This is a genomic window from Colwellia sp. KU-HH00111, assembly GCF_040362745.1.
Classification (GTDB): Bacteria; Pseudomonadota; Gammaproteobacteria; order Enterobacterales; family Alteromonadaceae; genus Colwellia.
Window position 1 is genome coordinate 898,510 of sequence record NZ_BAABWO010000001.1, and the last position, 18,186, is coordinate 916,695.

The window sequence follows — 18,186 nt, forward strand, 5'->3', positions numbered from 1 at the left end:
CTCAGTTGCGAAGCTTATAATAAGTATATGCTTAAGTCTTGGATGTATTACCAACATTCAAGGCTGTTATTTTTAGTTTTCCTTCCTATCAAACATCATTTTGCTCTAGTGTTATTAAGGCAAACTATTACCAACAATCGACAAATCTTGTGAAATAAAATACACTAGTGGTCATACCTTATGATTTATCCAAACTTACTGTATTGGTCGAGAAATTCTTATGTCTGTTGTAATTAGTGGTACTGGGTTATTTACCCCTCCTGAAAGTATTTCCAATGATGAGCTAGTCGCTTGTTTTAATGATTATGTTGATAAATTTAATCAAGAAAATCAATCTTCTATCGAAAATGGCTCGGTCGAAGCTTTAGCGCATTCTAGCAGCGCCTTTATTGAGAAAGCATCGGGTATTAAAAGTCGATATGTGATGTCTAAAGATGCCATATTAAACGTTGATATAATGAAGCCTCTTTTTGTTGAACGACCAAACGAAGCATTGTCAATGCAAGCTGAGATTGGTGTTGCCGCAGCAAAACAAGCGATGGCAGCTGCTAATAAAACTCCTGAAGATATTGATTTAGTCATCGTAGCTTGTGCTTATACTCAGCGTTCATACCCTGCAATGGCAATTGAAATTCAGCAAGCACTTGGTTGTCCCGGATGGGGTTTTGATATGTTGGTTGCCTGCTCTGCGGCAACTTTTGGTATTATTAATGCCGCCAATGCTGTGCGTAGTGGCACAGCTAAAACCGTATTGGTGATTAATCCTGAAATCCTCAGCCCACAAATTAATTATCGTGACAGAGATAGCCACTTTATTTTCGGTGATGTGGCCACAGCTAGCATTATCGAAGATGAAACTACGGCTACAGGTGAGCACCAATTTAGAATTATTGCCGAGCAACCAATAACCGAATTTTCTAATAATATTCGCAGTAATATTGGTTATATGAATCAATGTAGCCCTGATACTGCCGAAGATGTAGATAAATACTTTATTCAACAAGGCCGTAAGGTGTTTAAAGAAGTTTTACCTATGGTATCTAATTTAATCTCTACGCAAATGGCTAAAGTTGAATTAGCGCCAAAAGATATTAAACGCCTTTACTTACACCAAGCAAATATCAATATGAATAACTTCATCGCTAAGAAAGTTTTAGGTAGAGAGCCTGAAGCAGGCGAGGCACCGATTATCTTGGATGAATATGCTAATACTAGCTCTGCAGGCTGTATTATTGCCTTGCATAAGCACCATGATGGTTATAGCTCTGGCGATAAAGCTGTGTTGTGTTCGTTTGGTGCCGGCTATTCTGCTTGTTGTTTGATTTTAGAATACGTATAAATAAAAAAGAGCAGTAATGGTTTACCCATTACTGCTCTTTTTTTTGTGATTCAATTTATTCGAAAAGTGATGCGAAGAATAATTTGATGTAATCCATTATCTTTGAAAAGAAGCTACCTTCATTGATTTCTTGAAGCGTCACTAGCGGGTACTGAGCAACATCTTCACCTTCAAGTTGTAAATATAACTTACCAACAACGGTTCCTTTCGCTAAAGGTGCTGTTAATTGTTGATTTAATTCAAAATTAGCTTCTAAATTTTTACGTTGCCCACGAGGAATAGTAATTGGGGTGTCAAGGGTTATACCTAAATCAACTTCTGGCTTGTCACCCATCCAAATGCGATTGGTAGCAAATTTGTGTCCCGCGTTGTAAGGAGTAAAGGTCTCAAAAAAGCGGAAACCGTAATTGAGTAACTTTTTACTTTCTACCTTGCGCGCTCGTTCGCTTTCTGTACCCATCACAACAGTCACTAAACGCATGCCGCCCTTGGTCGCAGAGGTAACCAAGCTATAGCCAGCATTCGACGTGTGACCGGTTTTCATGCCATCAACGTTGAGGCTTTTATCCCACAATAATGAGTTACGGTTATATTGTTTGATATTGTTATAGGTAAATGATTTTTGCTTATAGATTGCGTACTCGTTTGGTACTTCACGAATAATTGCGCTTGCTAGGGTCGCCATATCTCGCGGTGTAGTCATATGAGATGAGCTATCTAAGCCATGGCTATTTTCAAAAAATGAGCTAGACATTCCCAATTGTTCGGCATGAGCATTCATTAAATCAGCAAAAGCACTCTCACTGCCAGCAATATGTTCTGCCATTGCGACACAAGCATCATTACCAGAAGCAACGATGATTCCTTGATTAAGTAGATCTACAGACACTTCTGTTCCAACTTCAATGAACATTTTTGATGACTCAGGGAAGTTTTTTGCCCAAGCGTTTTCGCTAATCATCACTTTGTCATTATTACTAATATTGCCAGTTTCTAGCTCTTTACCTATGATGTAGCTAGTCATCATTTTGGTTAAACTAGCAGGCGCTAATTGCATGTCAGCATTACCTTCAGCGATCACTTTGCCCGTAGTGAAGTCAATTAAAATAAAGCCTTTAGCATTAATTTGTGGTGCATCTGGCGTAACCGTTATGGCATAGCTCAAAGAGGAAAAAGTTAAGGCTGAGCCCAGTAGTGAAATAGCCACTTGTTTGCAGAATTTGTGAACCGTTTTTTTCGATAGCATTAGTCGTTTTATTAGCATAATTATTTAACAATTAGATGATTAGGAGAATAGTTGCCTAGTAAATTGTTAGAAAGTATACCATCTCTCATATCCTTGGCTATGGCTGAAAGGCAGTTAATTGTAAAATTATTTTTAATTGGCTCACATTACCACAAAGTAATAGTTATAAACTGCGTAAGTAAGCATTGGGGTAGTCGCTTTGCTTCAATGTTTCTAATAATTGATTTAGTGTTTCAGTATTTAATATAGGGCCAATTTGAATGCGGTAAATGCCATTTTCTTTTGGATAGTTAACAGCATGCTTATAACGTTGAGTAAGAAGTTTAGCCTTCTTTTTAGCAAGTTCAAGTTTGCTGGTGGCAAATACCTGAATATAGTTTTTGTCACCCGCATGGGGATTTGCTGTTACAGACGTAGCGTTTGTTGAATTGTTAATGGCCGCTGTATTTGGAGTGGTTTTATTAGCAAAGGTGTTAATTGCGCTAATTTTTACTTCTGCGGTACCGGTTTGTAACATATTAAGTTTATAGGCAGCACTGTAGGATAAATCTATCACTCGGCCTTGGTGAAAGGGCCCCCGATCGTTAACTCTAACAATAACCGATTTGTTATTGCTTAGGTTGGTTACTTTAACATAAGTAGGTAGAGGTAAATTTTTATGGGCAGCACTCATGGCATACATATCGTAAATTTCACCATTTGACGTTAAATGACCATGAAATTTATTACCATACCAAGAGGCTATGCCGGTTTGCTCAAAGCCTAGCGCATTGTTTAGTACTTTATAATCGATACCACGGACACGATAATCTTTGTTGCCACCGCGACTGTAGGGTTCTGCTCGAGGGATTGCATCTTTTAATTCAGACTGATTCGGTAGCCTAGTTGGAATACTATCGTGGGCTTGTTGATATCGTCCTGTGCTACAAGCAAAGAGCAAAGTCATTGATATAATAACTAAAAGTGCTTTTATACTGCTCATTTAGAGACTCTTTAAGTTGAGGCTAAGGTTAAGATTGCAAAATATTAATCACTACACGTGAAACTTACGATGTGTGCTAATCGCCATTAGCATGCCAAATCCTGCCATTAAAGTCACCATTGAAGTTCCGCCATAACTCACTAACGGTAGAGGTACTCCCACTACCGGCAACAAGCCTGAAACCATGCCAATGTTAACAAATACATAAACAAAGAAGGTTAGGGTAATACTACCAGCTAATAGCTTGGTGAATGCATGCTGTGCATTGACAGCAATCCATAAGCCGCGCATGACGATAAATAAATAAACGGCCAGTAATATCGCTACACCAATCAAACCAAATTCTTCACTAAACACTGCAAAAATAAAATCAGTATGAGGCTCAGGTAAAAACTCAAGCTGAGATTGTGTACCTTGCAGCCAACCTTTGCCATTTATGCCGCCTGAGCCAATAGCTATTTTAGATTGGATGATATGATAACCTGAGCCAAGTGGATCTTGTTCTGGATTTAAAAATGTCATCACTCGCTGTCTTTGATAATCTTTCATCAAAAACATCCATAAAATTGGTGCGAATGCCGAGGCTAAACCTATACATATACCGATGAGCTTCCAACTGGCACCAGCAAGAAAGATCACAAAAATCCCTGAACTTGCTATCAGTAATGATGTGCCCAAATCCGGTTGTCTAGCGATTAGCAGTGTCGGTATCAACACTAAAATAAACGCAACTAAAATAGTCGATATTTTAACCGGTAAATTATCTTGACTGACAAACCATGCAATCATGATGGGGACAATCAACTTCATCACTTCTGAAGGTTGAAACTTCATAAAACCTAAATCTAACCAACGCTGTGCACCTTTACCGACATGACCAAAGAGTAATACCGAAACCAATAGCAATAGGCCGGCAATAAAAACGGGAACGGCCCATTTTCGATAAGATAATGGAGGAATTTGTGCAACCAGTAACATAACCACTAAAGCGATACCTAAACGAATGGCTTGGCGATAGACGATGCCCATACTTTGGCCGGCAGCACTGTAGACAATAAATAAACCTAGCGCCATTAACGAGAGAATACCTAAGGTCAACGGTAGATCTATATGTAATTTTTGCCATAAACTTCGCTCTTTTTGGTGATCTTGGCCGCGGCTTCGCATTATTGCACCTTAACTATTGCTGAAGAGTGTTGGTGTTGATTCACCATCAGGTTGTTTTTTATGTTGGTACCTTGGTTAGCAGAAATGACTCGGTTACCAAAGTACTGGTCCATTATCTGTCTTGCAACGGGGCCAGCATTGGTGCCGCCGCCACCTTTTGCTACGTTTTCTATGGCGACCGCAACTACAATCTCTGGGTTTTTGTAAGGTGCGAAGGCGATAAACATAGCGTTATCTCGCTGGCTTTCTTTGGTTTTTTCTGCCTCATATTCCTCATCTTGCTTAATGCTTGCCACTTGCGCAGAACCTGTTTTCCCTGCAGCATCATAATGTGTTCCCTTAAACGCTTCATGGCCAGTAGCTCCAAAAACTTGCACTGTGCGATGCATGGCATTGAGCACTACATTCCAATTTTTTTCTTGTTTTAACACTAGAGGAGCCTGCTCTTCATACACTATTTCTTCAATATTGGTACTCTGGACACCTTCGTCTGTGCTTACTAGCTCGCTAGTGGCATGGAGAAAGTGCGGTACTTTTTTGTGACCGTGATTAACCAAGGTTGTCAGTGCTTGCGTCAGTTGTAATGGCGTAGCTGTCCAGTAGCTTTGACCTATACCTACCGAGAGTGTTTCACCCGTATACCAAGACTGATTATAGCGACCACGTTTCCATGAAACACTGGGCATGATGGCTTTACTTTCTTCATGGATGTCAATACCGGTGTAATCGCCAAAGCCGAAGCGCTCCATCATAGTACTAATTTTGGTAATACCTAGCTCAAATGCCAATTTAAAGAAATAGGTATTGCACGATTGCTCAATGGCTTTATTTAAATTAACCCAACCATGACCCCAACGTTTCCAGTCTCGGTATTTGTTGGGCAGTCCTTCGAGTTGATACCAACCAGGGTCCCAAACTTTAGTATCAGGGGTGATGATGTTTTCTTCTAATCCGGTTAATGCGAGAAAAGGCTTAACCGTTGATGCTGGTGGGTAGCCTCGGACAGTACGGTTGATAAAAGGAGAATCTTTAGAGTTGCGTAACTTGTTGTAAGCTTTATTGCTAATACCGTGTACAAATAAATTACCATCATAACTTGGGTTAGAATACATTGCTAAAACGCCACCAGTGCGAGGGTCCATAGCGACAACCGCACCACGTTTCCCTGAGAGCGCACGTTTAGCGATCATTTGTAGCTCGATATCTAAAGTTAAGGTCAAGTCTTTACCTGGGGTGGGAGGGTTAAAGTTTAAAGTGCGAATAATTCGACCTTGGTTATTCACTTCAACTTCTTGATGGCCAATGGTGCCGTGCAAAATATCTTCATAATATTTTTCAATACCGAGCTTACCTATGCCGTGGGTGGCAGCATAATTTTCTGACTTACCTTCACGCTCAAGCTTATTGACATCTTTACGATTGATTCGAGCAACATAGCCTAGGCTGTGCGTGGTTAGTTTGCCAAAAGGGTAATAACGTTTGAGTCGAGCATCAACAAAGATCCCGGGGAATTTATGCTGATTGACAGAAAAAAGTGCGACTTGTTGTTCGCTCAAACGCGGATGCAATTCAACTTGTTTGAATCGGCGTTTACTTTTAACCGATTTGAAAAACTTTTTCTGCCTGTCAGCACTGATCTCCAATAATTGGCTAATTGCTGTTATAGAATTTTTTAAGTCTTTGGTGTCTTCAGGGATAACAGCCAAACTGTAAACCGGTTTATTATCAGCGAGGATAACGCCATTGCGATCGTAAATTAAGCCGCGGTTTGGTGCTACTGGTAATAGTTTGATCCGATTTGAATTTGAACGGGTTTGATACTTTTCAAACGAGGCTATTTGCAATGAGTAGAGGTTACTAAATAATATTATTAGCAGAATCAATACACCGGAAAAAGCGATAAATGCGCGACGTGCAAAAAGGTTTGCTTCGGCGGAATGGTTCCTGATAACAACGCGACGAGCCATTATTTGACCTTAAACCACAGGCAATAATTCAGCAGGGCTAACATCTTAGATGAGTAAGTTTGAACAGGTTTTACACTACGATTATTTTTGATGACCATATCAAGAGGCGCCAAGGTTATTCTCTATGGTAAGGGTGGTTGTTATTAATACTCCAAGCACGATATAGACTCTCACCAATAAGAATTCGAACCATGGGGTGAGGTAGTGTTAGCGGTGAAAGTGACCATTTTTGTGCGCTGGCTTTTATACAAGCAGGTGCTAATCCTTCTGGGCCGCCAACGAGTAATGCAACATCACGACCGTCTAACTGCCAACGTTCAAGTTGTTGGGCAAGTTGAGGTGTTGTCCAAGGCTTACCCTCTACTTCTAAGGTGACAATATGGCTACCTTTTGGAATAGCGGCAAGCAGTTGTTCACCTTCTTTTTCTAAAATACGCGCAATATCGGCATTCTTGCCGCGTTTTCCTGCACAAATCTCGACTAAGTTAAACGATAAGTCACGAGGAAAGCGACGAGCATATTCGTTAAAACCTTGGGTCACCCAAGCTGGCATTTTAGTGCCAACGGCATATAAAGTGAGTTTCATATATCAGCTCGAGTAAACTTAATCTTCAGCCCATAATTGTTCTAAATTATAAATATCACGTTGCTCATCTGTCATTACGTGCACAATAATATCGTTTAGGTCTACTAAAGACCACTCACCAACATCATTGCCTTCTATTCCTCGTGGCTCTACACCAGCGGCTCGACATTCCATTGCTACTGATTGTGCAATAGATTTGACATGGCGATTGGAATTACCAGAGCAGATTATCATATAGTCGGCAAAGCTTGCTTTATCGCTAATATGAAGAGAAACAATATCTCTGCCTTTCATGTCTTCAAGTTTTTCAATAACAAATGCGTTAAGTTCTTCGGTTTGCAAGGTGTTCTTCCTAGTGTCAGGTTTATTGTTTAATTTGGGTGTAAATCATCGACAATTGCCGCACCCAAGTTTGAATTACAATTAAATAAGATTAAGAGATAAATAATAACACTTTTTACTGTATTCGTTAACGATAAAGCTTATTTTTGTTGATAAAAGCGCATACACTCTCTGAAAGAAGATGATCGCAGGGCTGCTGGCTGCTTATTCGTTGTCTTATTTCACTAGAAGAAATATTGAGATCTAACCCTTGTTTATAGTCGGGTAAATCGTTGGGGAGTATAAATATCTTTCCTGTTCTCGTTGTCGCTAAGCTAGCAATATCGTCGACTTTGTGGTGTTTGAGTAAATTTTGCGTAGCCAGATTAAGGTTAGTTAGTTGATAATTAGGTCTGGTATTAACGACTAAATGGCACAAAGATAAAATGTCATGGTATTGATGCCAGGTGGTAAAGGTTAATAAGGAATCTAGGCCGATAATAAAGTAAAGCTGTGTTTGTGGGTACTCTTGTACTAATGCTTTTAAAGTATCAACAGTATATGAATACCCTTCTCGATGTAACTCACGTTCATCAGAGTTAAAAAGTGGCTCTTCAGTACAAGCTAATTGAACCATGGATGCTCTATGCGCAGCACTTACCCTTGGTGAGGCTTTATGGGGAGGAATACTGGTAGGAATAAACAAAATTTCATCTAATGATAAATGCTGTGCAACTACTTTAGCTGGTAGCGTGTGACCAAGATGAATAGGATCAAAGGTGCCCCCTAAAATGCCAAGCCGCTTCATGATTAACTGTATTCGTAGTTAAGTGAAAAATGTTGCATTTTTTCACCATGATAAAGACTCAAACACAGATCAGCCAACAAAATAAACGCATTAAACTCACTGCTGCTTTTACTGATCAAATCAATGTCGGCTAACCGTGCCATCGCCCGTTTTACATTTGCTAGGTTCATATTTGTTAGGGCGTGTTGGTAAATAGGCTTTCGTTTATCCCAAATACGGTATTCTTTATAGAGTTCATTGAATGTTGTACCTTGCGATAGTTTATTTAACATTGCATAAAGTTGATTGATTTCTTTATGAAACACCCACATTAGCTGACTTATAGCAACACCTTCCTGTTGTAGCTGATCTAGCATGGCGATACACTTGTGACAATCGCCTTGTAATAACGTATCCATCAGTTGAAAGGGGTTAAATTTTGCTTGATTGATCACCAGTTGCTCAGCATCGGCTAAGGTGATTTGATGGACATTTGGAAACAACAGTGCAAGTTTTTGTAATTCTTGTGCTAGAGCCGGTAAATTGCCTTCAAATAGGGTAAGCAATAATGAAGAGAGTTCAGGCGATAAATTAAGTGCTAGGCTTTTTGCTTGTGTTTGGAGCCATCGAGGTAAGCTTTTGTTGTCAATATCATATAAAGGAAGGTAGCAACCTAATTGTGTGAGTTTTTTAAACCATTTACGATTGGCACTTGCGCCATCAAGCTTGGGTCCATGAAAAATAAAAATAACATCGTGCATTGCTGTATTTTTTTCAAGAATTTCACTTAATGCTAACAAGGTTTTGTTGCCGTGATCACCGACTTTTATGCTTGTAAATTCAACTTCGATAATACGTTGGCTTGCAAACAAGCTCATTGATTGATATTCGTCAATGAGCTGATGCCAGTCAAACTTGTTGTCACTACTAAAACGAATTATTTCACTAAAGCCTTGCTGCTGAGCATGTTTTATGATGCTTGCTACGCTATCATTTTTTTGCCATGGTTCATCACCAAACACTAACCATACCGGCATAAATGCTTGTGCTAGGGTATGCTGTAGCTTGTTATGGTAAATTTTCATGTAAGCCTTGTGCAATAAAACAAAAATTTAGTTATCGTTGAACTCTTGCCATGTCACGTAAGATTTTATCTGCGGCAGACTGCCTAAGTTCACTTAATAATAACGACAACTCACGAGATTTTGCTAATGATAAATTAGGATCGTCTTGATAATCACGGTTTAATTCAAAATGAAAATCTTGTCGTTCATCACTTGGCTCTCCTTGTTTATTGGTAGCAAAGCGAAGCTGGTAATGCACAGCATAAATCAATTCATACTCAGCAACTTGTCCATTTTGAAATAGTGAAAGGGTTCTCCGATCAAGTTTGTCAGAAACAATACGTAATTCAGGTGATTTTGCCGTTTTGCTGTTAAGCACATTGACTTGATTACGTGATAAATGCTGTTTGACTAAACGGGTTAACTCTCCATGAACATCGCTTGAACTCACATATATTGTTTGTAGTTCATCGCTGAGTAAATAATTACCACGCATGTGAAAGCCACAGGCGGTTAAAAAGCTGGTTAATAGCATAATTAACCCTAGTTTACTTAGCTGCTTGTTCGCCTTGAGACTTTCACGTGGATGCGGTTGTGAACTCATGTTAATTTGCCACAATATTCAATAATTTACCTGGAATATATATCACTTTACGAATGGTGTTACCTTCAGTGAACTTAACCACATTTTCGTCATTTAATCCTAAGGTTTCAACCGTTTCTTTACTTGCATCAGCAGCGACTGTTATTTTTGCCCGAAGCTTACCATTGACTTGAACAATAATTAACTTTTCGTCTTCAACTAAGGCGTTTTCATCAACAGTTGGCCATTGCGCATTTTCAACCGATTCATTTTGATTGCGGTTAGTTTTTTGCGCTAAAGCTTGCCATAAGTAATGACACATATGTGGTGTGATTGGCGTTAACATCAAAATAACGGCGTGAAGTGATTCTAGCATAACCGCTTGGTCTTCAACTGAAGCCATGGGTGCTTTGCTTAAGTGATTCATCAACTCCATTATAGCGGCAATAGCAGTATTAAAGGTATTACGGCGGCCAATATCATCAGTTACTTTAGCAATAGTTTTATGTAATTCACGACGAAGTGTTTTCTGCGCTGAATTTAATTTCAACTCGTGTACTGGTGGCAGTTCATCGTTAATGGTTTCAGTAAAATCAAATACGATTTTATAGACTCGTTTAACAAAGCGATGCGCGCCTTCAACCCCTGAGTCAGACCATTCTAGTGTTTGCTCTGGTGGTGAAGTAAACATAATAAATAAGCGAACTGTGTCTGCGCCGTACTTTTTAATAACTTCTTGTGGATCAATACCATTATTTTTTGACTTTGACATTTTACTCATGCCGGCAGAAATCACCGCATTACCATCGATTTTACTGACAGCTTTAGTTACTTGGCCTTTTTCATCACGGTCTACGTTGACATCACTTGGTGCAATCCATTCTTGAGCACCGTTTTCAGCTTCGCGATAATAAGTATCAGCGAGCACCATGCCTTGACACAGTAATTTTTTGTACGGTTCGTTACAGCTAACTAAACCAACATCGCGCAGTAATTTATGGAAAAAGCGTGAATACAGTAAATGTAAAATAGCGTGTTCGATGCCACCAATATACTGATCTACCGGCAACCAATAATTGGCTTTAGCAGGATCAAGCATTTGAGTGTCATCGTTTGGTGAGCAATAACGAGCATAATACCAAGATGACTCCATAAAAGTATCGAATGTATCCGTTTCACGTAATGCTGCTTCACCATTGTAGGTGGTTTTTGCCCATTCTGGGTTGTCTTTTATTGGTGACGTTACCCCATCCATGACTACGTCTTCAGGTAAAACTACAGGTAAATCTTTTGCAGGTACAGGTACAGATTCACCGTTGGCTAGATTAATCATTGGGATAGGTGTTCCCCAATAGCGTTGTCGAGAAACGCCCCAGTCACGAAGACGGAAGTTAGTCGTCACTTTGCCTTTGTTTTCATCAATTAATCGTTGACTAATAGCATCAAACGCTTGTTCAAAGTTTAAACCATCAAATTCACCTGAATTAATCAAGGTACCTTTTTCAGTAATCGCCGCTTTAGAAATATCATCCACTTGTTCGGCGTTTTCTGAACTGCTACTGATAACTTGTGTGATTTTAAGGCCGTATTTGCTAGCAAATTCATAATCGCGTTGATCATGACCCGGTACTGACATCACAGCACCTGAACCGTAATCCATTAACACAAAGTTAGCTGCCCAAACAGGTACTAACTCACCCGTCAGCGGGTGAATTGCTTTAAGGCCAGTATCAACGCCTTTTTTTTCCATTGCCGCCATATCAGCTTCGGTAGTTTGGTTACCTTTACATTCTTCAATAAAGTTCGCTAGCTCAGTATTGTCTTTCGCGGCAATGGCCGCTAGAGGATGCTCTGCCGCTAGGGCTACATAAGTAACGCCCATTAAGGTATCTGGACGAGTGGTATATATATCAAAACTTTGGGTCTTGCCTTCAATGAGTCCATCAACTTCAAAGGTCATATCAACACCTTGCGAGCGTCCAATCCAGTTACGCTGCATGGTTTTTACCTGCTCTGGCCAATCAGTTAACTGATCTAAATCATCGAGTAATTCTTGAGCGTAATCGGTAATTTTAATAAACCATTGTGGAATTTCTTTCTTTTCAATGAGCGCACCAGAGCGCCAGCCACGACCATCAATGACCTGTTCGTTTGCTAAAACGGTTTGATCAACCGGATCCCAATTAACCGTCGCGTTTTTCTTATATACCAAGCCTTTTTCAAACAATTGAGTGAAAAACCATTGTTCCCAACGATAATAATCAGGCTTACAAGTTGCTAATTCTCTGTTCCAGTCGTAACCAAAGCCTAGTGATTTTAATTGGTTGCGCATGTAATCTATGTTTTGATAAGTCCATTTCCCAGGAGCGCTTTTATTTTTAATCGCGGCATTTTCTGCAGGCAAACCAAAGGCATCCCACCCCATAGGTTGCATCACATTTTTACCTTGCATACGCTGATAGCGAGCGATTACATCACCAAGACTATAGTTACGTACATGCCCCATATGTAATCGACCACTTGGGTACGGGAACATGGCTAGGCAGTAAAACTTTTCTTTATTGTCATCTTCAACGGCTTTAAATGTGTCGTTTTCAGTCCAAAATGTCTGAACTGTTTCTTCAATTGCTTGGGGATTATAAATGGCTTCCATTAAGGGTATCTCGAACGCTGTATTATTTAGGTGTTATTTTACTTGTTTATTCACATCACTCTTGCTGAGCAGAAGATAAAAAAGCACAATATTTAGAGTATAAATTATCGCGATAGAATACCTTATCTGACTAGTTAACAACAAGCTTAATTGGTAATTTTGTCTATACTAATAAAAAGAATAAAAACCAAACGTTATAGGAAGGGGTTATGAGCAATAAAAAAGGCTATCTGATGGAGGTTTATCAAGAGTTAAATAACTGGCTTGATGAGATGAAATCTATTCAAAAACCGAAAATTACTCAGCTTGTTAAACAGGCTAAGTTGTATATTGAGGCGGCTGAAAACATGTCGCAAGAGAAGGTTAATCAATTTACCGATAATTTGAAATATGATCTCCATGATTTTTATCAACAAAATCAGTCACAAGCGCAACATTCTATTTACTTGGGGTTATTAAATGAGACATTGTGGTCAAACCTAGCACAATTAACTGACAAATCGCAGGTGGAATGGGCTGAACTTATGGATGACTTTGAGCATGATGGCATCTATAAAACAGATGATATTATTGGTTTTGGTGAATTAGTGTGTCAGCAATGTGATCAACAAATAACCATTACCCATCTTAGTGAGGTGCCGGCCTGTGCAGAATGCGGTGGTGACAGTTTTATCCGTTTGCCGCTAGATCCTTAATTTTCAATTGTTTTTTAGCTAGTTATCAGTCAATTTGTTGGACTTATTATTGTTAGTCAAGCGCTTAGCGAGTACACTTAGCAAGGTACTCGTAATAAAAGCATTTTTTCTCAAGGATATACATGACCACAACGCCTGCTTTGCAATGTAAACTATCACCATCTCAACTAAGCTCAACGTTATCTGCAGCGCTTTTCGCTCAAAAACTCCATGCCAGTAAAATAACGCAAACCTTTGTTGGTCATGATCGTGCTAAAGAGGCGCTCGACTTTGGTCTTTCGATGACAGCGGTAGGGTTTAATGTGTTTGCTATGGGCGAACATGGTATTGGCCGGCAAACCTTGATTAAGCAATTGTTAAATGAATTAGCTAAAACCCAAGCTACGCCGGTTGAATGGTGTTATATCAATAATTTTGATGAAAACCATGCGCCGCACAAACTATATGTTAACCCTGGTGACGGCAAGCAGCTTTTATCTCGTATCAATAAATTTATTGATGAGTTGATGGACTTATTCCCTGAAATTTTTGATAACCCAGGCTATCAAAGGCAAAAATCGGCCATTGATCGTGAGTTTAATAAAAAATACGATGAAGCTATTGCTAAAGTTGAGGAAATTGCTTTAAACAATAATGTTTCACTCTATGAAGAAAATGGTGAAGTGGGTTTTGCTCCTTTAGTTAACGGTCAACCACTCAATGATAAAGAATTTGCTAGTATAGATGAAAAAGATCGCGCTAAGTTTTATCAATTATTAGCCGAGCTTGAAGTGGTGCTTGCAGAGCAACTGCTTGAGCTACCATTATGGAAACGCGAATCGTCGAATAAGTTGCGACAATTAAAATATGACACGGCTGAACAAGCAATTAAACCGTATCTAACCGAATTAGAGCAAGAGTTTAAAGAAAATGAGGGTGTGCTCAGATACTTAAGCCGAGTTAAAGCACATATTGTTGACGCCTCACTCGAAATTTTAGTGAATGATGAAGATGACTCATTAAACGATAAAGAATTACGAAAACTTATGGTAGAGCGGTTCTTACCTAACTTATTAGTCCCGCGAAATATCGATGATGGTGCCCCTACGGTTTATGAGCAAAACCCAACCTATCAAAACCTTTTTGGTCATGTTGATTTTGCTAGTTTTCAAGGTAATAGCTATAGCAGCTATCGATTAATTCGCCCAGGCGCATTGCATAAGGCAAATGGGGGGTATTTATTACTTGATGCAGATAAGCTGTTAACTCAGCCGTTAGTTTGGTCACGTTTGAAGTTAGCGCTAAAAACCGGACAAATAACCATAGAAAACCCCTATACTGAAATGAGTCAACCCGGCGCATACAGTTTACAACCAGAAAAAATACCGCTACAGGTTAAAGTGATTTTGTTAGGTGATGCTGAGATTTATTACACCTTACAAGATTATGATCAAGAGTTTACTGAACTGTTTCGAGTGTTGGCTGATTTTGATCACCATTTAGAAAAAACTGAGGACAATTTACTCGCTTTTGGTAATTTGATCCGTCAACGGGCATTTAATTATCACTACCCTGATATCGAAGATGAAGCGGTGCTTGAGCTGGTGCGTTATGCACTAAGACGAGCCGAACACCAACAAAAAATCTCTGCCAATATAGTTCAAGTTAATGATTTATTGGACGAAGCTAACTATTGTTGGTCAAAAACTGGCGCAAAAGGGCCTTTAACAGCAGCCCACGTTGCTATGGCTTTGACAGCTAAAAAACGCCGTACTGGCAGGTTAAGCGAAACCTGGCTCGATGAAATCAAAGAACAGCAAGTTTTGATCAGCACAGAAGGAAAGTGTGTCGGTAAAGTCAACGGTTTAACCGTTTTAGAAATTGGCGGTAGTGTTTTTGGTACGCCTGCAAGAATTAGCGCAACAGTTTATGCCGGTAGCCAAGGGGTAACAGACATAGAGCGTGAAGTCGATTTAGGTAAATCAATTCATTCTAAAGGGGTGTTACTTTTAACGGGTTATTTAGGGCATAAATACGGGCAAGATTTCCCTGTGGCTATTTCTGCTAACATTGCAATTGAACAGTCTTATGGACACATTGATGGCGACAGTGCTTCAATGGCTGAACTGTGCGCATTAATTTCAGCTGTAACCTTATTGCCTATCGATCAAGGATTAGCGATTACTGGCTCGATTAACCAGCACGGGGAAGTTCAATCTATTGGCGGGGTTAATGAAAAAATAGAAGGCTTTTTCCAGCTTTGTCAAGACAAAGGCTTAACCGGAACGCAAGGGGTGATCATTCCACAAACAAATGTTATTAACTTGATGTTAAATACCGAAGTGATTGCGGCAGTTGAGCGAGGTGAGTTTGCTATTTATGCGGTTGAAACTATCGATCAAGCCTTGGAATTGTTAATGAATACCACCTCAGGTGTTACCAATAGTGTGGGAAGATATCCGAAAAAATCTATTCATGGTTTGGCTTTGGCTAAACTATCTCATTTTGCTGAATTGTTAGAAGGGGCTGAAGAATAGCCTTTGTTCAAATTGGCGCTTTAACAGCAGATTTTTTTTGTCCTGTTAATAGAACACTGACAATCTCATGGAATAATTCAACTAAAATTGTCATCCCATGTATTTCAGTTTTTAGATTGTTTTTTTATACTAAGCTTTTAAAAAAAGCTATTTAAATCATTTTTATCATAGTGCTTCAATAAAAGAGATATTGCTATGCAAACAACTGCAACTTTCCAGTCACACAAAATGCTCTTCATCAACACGTTTGCTTTCACAGTTTGTTTTGCTGTGTGGATGCTAAATGGCGTTTTAGTGACATATTTAGCTTCAAACCAAGTGTATAACTGGGGGCCAGTAGAAATTGGCTGGTTGATGGGTATTCCAGTTTTAACAGGTGCTGTCTTTCGACTGCCTGCGGGTATTTTAACCGATAAGTTTGGTGGTAAACCTGTCTTTGCTGGTTTGTTGTTTTTCTGTGCAATTCCAATGTATCTGCTGTCTCACGCCGATAGTTTCTGGTTTTTTGCTGCTTGTAGTTTTGGCTTTGGTCTAGCTGGGGCTAGTTTTTCTGTGGGGATTGCTTTCACCTCGATTTGGTATCCAAGAGAAAAACAAGGAATGGCGCTAGGTATTTTTGGCGCCGGTAATGCGGGAGCTGCTATTACCACGTTAACAGCCCCGACAATGCTGAATTCTTTGACGGATAATGGCGTAAATATTGAGGGTTGGCGTGAATTACCGGTAATGTATGCTGCTGTTTTGGTCGTGATGGGTATTATTTTTGTTTTTTTTACCACCAATAAAAAACCTGCTACACATAATAAACCAGTGCGTGAAATGCTTAAGCCACTAAGTAACGTTCGTGTGTGGCGCTTTGGCTTATATTACTTTTTAGTGTTCGGTTGTTTTGTCGCTTTTTCGCAATGGTTAGTACCGTATTTTGTTAATGTTTATTATATGCCGTTAGTTACAGCAGGTATTTTAGCAGCCTTATTTAGTTTTCCTTCAGGTGTGATTCGAGCCTTGGGCGGATGGATGTCTGATAAAATGGGCGCCCGCAAAGTGATGTATTGGGTGTTGGCATTCTCAGTCATTATGACAATGGCGCTGTCTGTGCCGAAAATGGAAGTGTACTCTACCGGACAAGGTATCATGGCCAAGGCGTCAGGTACGGTGACACAAGTCACTGAAAACGCAATAGTGGTTGACGACAGGGTCTATCAGTTAAAAGTTAAAACCCAAGGTTTTGAAAACTTAGAAGAACAAATGTTAGTGTTTCCAACCAAAGAAATATGGCAAGAAAGTGTGGTGACCGTTGGTCAAGAAATCACTAAAAAAGAATTACTAGCTAAAGGCGTTACTCGCATCTATTTTCAGGCTAATGTGTGGATCTTTGCGGTTATGGTTGTGGCATTAGGTAGTGTTTGGGGCATAGGTAAAGCTGCAGTATATAAACATATACCTGATTATTTCCCTGAAGAGGTGGGTGTTGTTGGTGGTATGGTGGGTGTCCTTGGTGGTTTAGGTGGCTTTGTTTGTCCTATCATTTTTGGTTATTTGCTAGAGTGGACTGGGCTTTGGACTAGCGCATGGATGTTTATGTTTGCTATATCTACAATTTGCCTTGCATGGATGCATCACAGCATTATGAAGCAAGCAGAAGTGCCTTTTGATGTAGAAAAAAAGTTTACTCATTTGCTTAATGGTGGTGGAGATGAGTTTTTATCGCCACTACTCAGTTGGAATGAAAGGTTTAGTGTGGGGGTTGAAGCAATAGATGAGCAACATAAGCACTTAATGAACTTAATTAACCGCATTGATGTTGCGGTCAACAAAGGTGAAAGCTATGAGCAGTTTGCACCACTTGTACAAGAGCTTGTGGTCTCGACACGTCAACATTTTGATTATGAAGAAAGCTTGCTTAAAGCCAATCAATGTCCAGATTTTGATGCACACCAGCAAAGTCACTTAGTGTTAGAAAAAGAAATATTAGACTGGCAGAAAAAGGTGAAGCAATGCAATCAAAACCAGTTAAAAAAACTCGTGGTAATGCTTAAATTATGGTTTCCAGGGCATGTTTTAACGGCGGATAAAAAGCATTCTCACTACCTAACGAGTTAAACAGTATTGGCGAAAACGCATTATTACTTGCAAACTGGTATGCTTTGTGTATAATGCGCGCCTCGGTGAAGGAATGTTAGTTTTTAGAGTAAACTAACGCATGATGGCTCTTACTTGAGAGTTGTCCCTAGCACGAGGCGTATTTTTAGCTTAAGAGTAAAAAAGAATACGCCCACC

14 protein-coding genes are annotated in these 18,186 nt (G+C 39.6%); 4 read left to right on the forward strand and 10 right to left on the reverse strand.

Annotated elements, in window-relative coordinates:
* Nucleotides 1-220 precede the first annotated feature (220 nt).
* The gene (locus ABXG98_RS03920) at nucleotides 221-1,339 is read left to right on the forward strand and encodes a beta-ketoacyl-ACP synthase III (protein WP_353537371.1); all 1,119 of its coding nucleotides are present in this window, start codon (nucleotides 221-223) and stop codon (nucleotides 1,337-1,339) included.
* A gap of 55 nt (nucleotides 1,340-1,394) precedes the next feature.
* Here ABXG98_RS03920 and ABXG98_RS03925 read toward each other — a convergent pair whose 3' ends face one another.
* The 10 genes from ABXG98_RS03925 to leuS all read right to left on the reverse strand — a co-directional run bounded on the left by ABXG98_RS03925 (nucleotide 1,395) and on the right by leuS (nucleotide 12,695).
* Nucleotides 1,395-2,585 (reverse strand): serine hydrolase, encoded by a 1,191-nt coding sequence (locus ABXG98_RS03925; protein WP_353537372.1) that lies wholly within the window; start codon nucleotides 2,583-2,585, stop codon nucleotides 1,395-1,397.
* Nucleotides 2,586-2,748: 163 nt separating this feature from the next.
* Entirely contained in the window at nucleotides 2,749-3,567 is an 819-nt protein-coding gene (locus ABXG98_RS03930) for a septal ring lytic transglycosylase RlpA family protein (protein WP_353537373.1), read from the reverse strand.
* Between the two features lie 51 nt (nucleotides 3,568-3,618).
* Nucleotides 3,619-4,734, reverse strand: coding sequence for a rod shape-determining protein RodA (gene rodA, locus ABXG98_RS03935; protein WP_353537374.1), 1,116 nt, complete (start codon nucleotides 4,732-4,734; stop codon nucleotides 3,619-3,621).
* On the reverse strand, nucleotides 4,734-6,704 hold the full coding sequence (mrdA, locus tag ABXG98_RS03940; RefSeq protein ID WP_353537461.1) for a penicillin-binding protein 2: 1,971 nt from the start codon (nucleotides 6,702-6,704) through the stop codon (nucleotides 4,734-4,736). The genes rodA and mrdA overlap by 1 nt, the downstream gene beginning before the upstream one ends.
* A 112-nt stretch (nucleotides 6,705-6,816) precedes the next feature.
* On the reverse strand, nucleotides 6,817-7,287 hold the full coding sequence (gene rlmH, locus ABXG98_RS03945; RefSeq protein WP_353537375.1) for a 23S rRNA (pseudouridine(1915)-N(3))-methyltransferase RlmH: 471 nt from the start codon (nucleotides 7,285-7,287) through the stop codon (nucleotides 6,817-6,819).
* An 18-nt stretch (nucleotides 7,288-7,305) separates the two neighbouring features.
* Nucleotides 7,306-7,629, reverse strand: a complete 324-nt coding sequence (gene rsfS, locus ABXG98_RS03950) for a ribosome silencing factor (RefSeq protein WP_353537376.1) — start codon at nucleotides 7,627-7,629, stop codon at nucleotides 7,306-7,308.
* Between the two features lie 127 nt (nucleotides 7,630-7,756).
* Nucleotides 7,757-8,416, reverse strand: coding sequence for a nicotinate-nucleotide adenylyltransferase (gene nadD / locus ABXG98_RS03955; RefSeq protein WP_353537377.1), 660 nt, complete (start codon nucleotides 8,414-8,416; stop codon nucleotides 7,757-7,759).
* Nucleotides 8,417-8,418: 2 nt separating this feature from the next.
* Entirely contained in the window at nucleotides 8,419-9,480 is a 1,062-nt protein-coding gene (gene holA / locus ABXG98_RS03960) for a DNA polymerase III subunit delta (RefSeq protein WP_353537378.1), read from the reverse strand.
* 31 nt (nucleotides 9,481-9,511) lie between these two features.
* Nucleotides 9,512-10,063 (reverse strand): LPS-assembly lipoprotein LptE, encoded by a 552-nt coding sequence (locus ABXG98_RS03965; protein ID WP_353537379.1) that lies wholly within the window; start codon nucleotides 10,061-10,063, stop codon nucleotides 9,512-9,514.
* Nucleotide 10,064: 1 nt separating this feature from the next.
* The gene (gene leuS, locus ABXG98_RS03970; RefSeq protein WP_353537380.1) at nucleotides 10,065-12,695 is read right to left on the reverse strand and encodes a leucine--tRNA ligase; all 2,631 of its coding nucleotides are present in this window, start codon (nucleotides 12,693-12,695) and stop codon (nucleotides 10,065-10,067) included.
* A 209-nt stretch (nucleotides 12,696-12,904) separates the two neighbouring features.
* Between leuS and ABXG98_RS03975 the strand changes: the two genes are divergently transcribed.
* The 3 genes from ABXG98_RS03975 (at nucleotide 12,905) to ABXG98_RS03985 (ending at nucleotide 18,009) form a co-directional block, all read left to right on the forward strand.
* Nucleotides 12,905-13,390, forward strand: coding sequence for a zinc ribbon-containing protein (locus ABXG98_RS03975; RefSeq protein ID WP_353537381.1), 486 nt, complete (start codon nucleotides 12,905-12,907; stop codon nucleotides 13,388-13,390).
* A 122-nt stretch (nucleotides 13,391-13,512) separates the two neighbouring features.
* Nucleotides 13,513-15,906, forward strand: a complete 2,394-nt coding sequence (locus ABXG98_RS03980) for a Lon protease family protein (RefSeq protein WP_353537382.1) — start codon at nucleotides 13,513-13,515, stop codon at nucleotides 15,904-15,906.
* 195 nt (nucleotides 15,907-16,101) lie between these two features.
* Entirely contained in the window at nucleotides 16,102-18,009 is a 1,908-nt protein-coding gene (locus ABXG98_RS03985; RefSeq protein ID WP_353537383.1) for an MFS transporter, read from the forward strand.
* Nucleotides 18,010-18,186 lie beyond the last annotated feature (177 nt).

Bases quoted from the DNA above. Each gene is read 5' to 3' on its own strand.
- ABXG98_RS03920 (WP_353537371.1), top strand. From the start codon at position 221: ATGTCTGTTGTAATTAGTGGTACTGGGTTATTTACCCCTCCTGAAAGT.
- ABXG98_RS03925 (WP_353537372.1), bottom strand. From the start codon at position 2,585: ATGCTATCGAAAAAAACGGTTCACAAATTCTGCAAACAAGTGGCTATT.
- ABXG98_RS03930 (WP_353537373.1), bottom strand. From the start codon at position 3,567: ATGAGCAGTATAAAAGCACTTTTAGTTATTATATCAATGACTTTGCTC.
- rodA (WP_353537374.1), bottom strand. From the start codon at position 4,734: ATGCGAAGCCGCGGCCAAGATCACCAAAAAGAGCGAAGTTTATGGCAA.
- rlmH (WP_353537375.1), bottom strand. From the start codon at position 7,287: ATGAAACTCACTTTATATGCCGTTGGCACTAAAATGCCAGCTTGGGTG.
- nadD (WP_353537377.1), bottom strand. From the start codon at position 8,416: ATGAAGCGGCTTGGCATTTTAGGGGGCACCTTTGATCCTATTCATCTT.
- holA (WP_353537378.1), bottom strand. From the start codon at position 9,480: ATGAAAATTTACCATAACAAGCTACAGCATACCCTAGCACAAGCATTT.
- ABXG98_RS03965 (WP_353537379.1), bottom strand. From the start codon at position 10,063: ATGAGTTCACAACCGCATCCACGTGAAAGTCTCAAGGCGAACAAGCAG.
- leuS (WP_353537380.1), bottom strand. From the start codon at position 12,695: ATGGAAGCCATTTATAATCCCCAAGCAATTGAAGAAACAGTTCAGACA.
- ABXG98_RS03975 (WP_353537381.1), top strand. From the start codon at position 12,905: ATGAGCAATAAAAAAGGCTATCTGATGGAGGTTTATCAAGAGTTAAAT.
- ABXG98_RS03980 (WP_353537382.1), top strand. From the start codon at position 13,513: ATGACCACAACGCCTGCTTTGCAATGTAAACTATCACCATCTCAACTA.
- ABXG98_RS03985 (WP_353537383.1), top strand. From the start codon at position 16,102: ATGCAAACAACTGCAACTTTCCAGTCACACAAAATGCTCTTCATCAAC.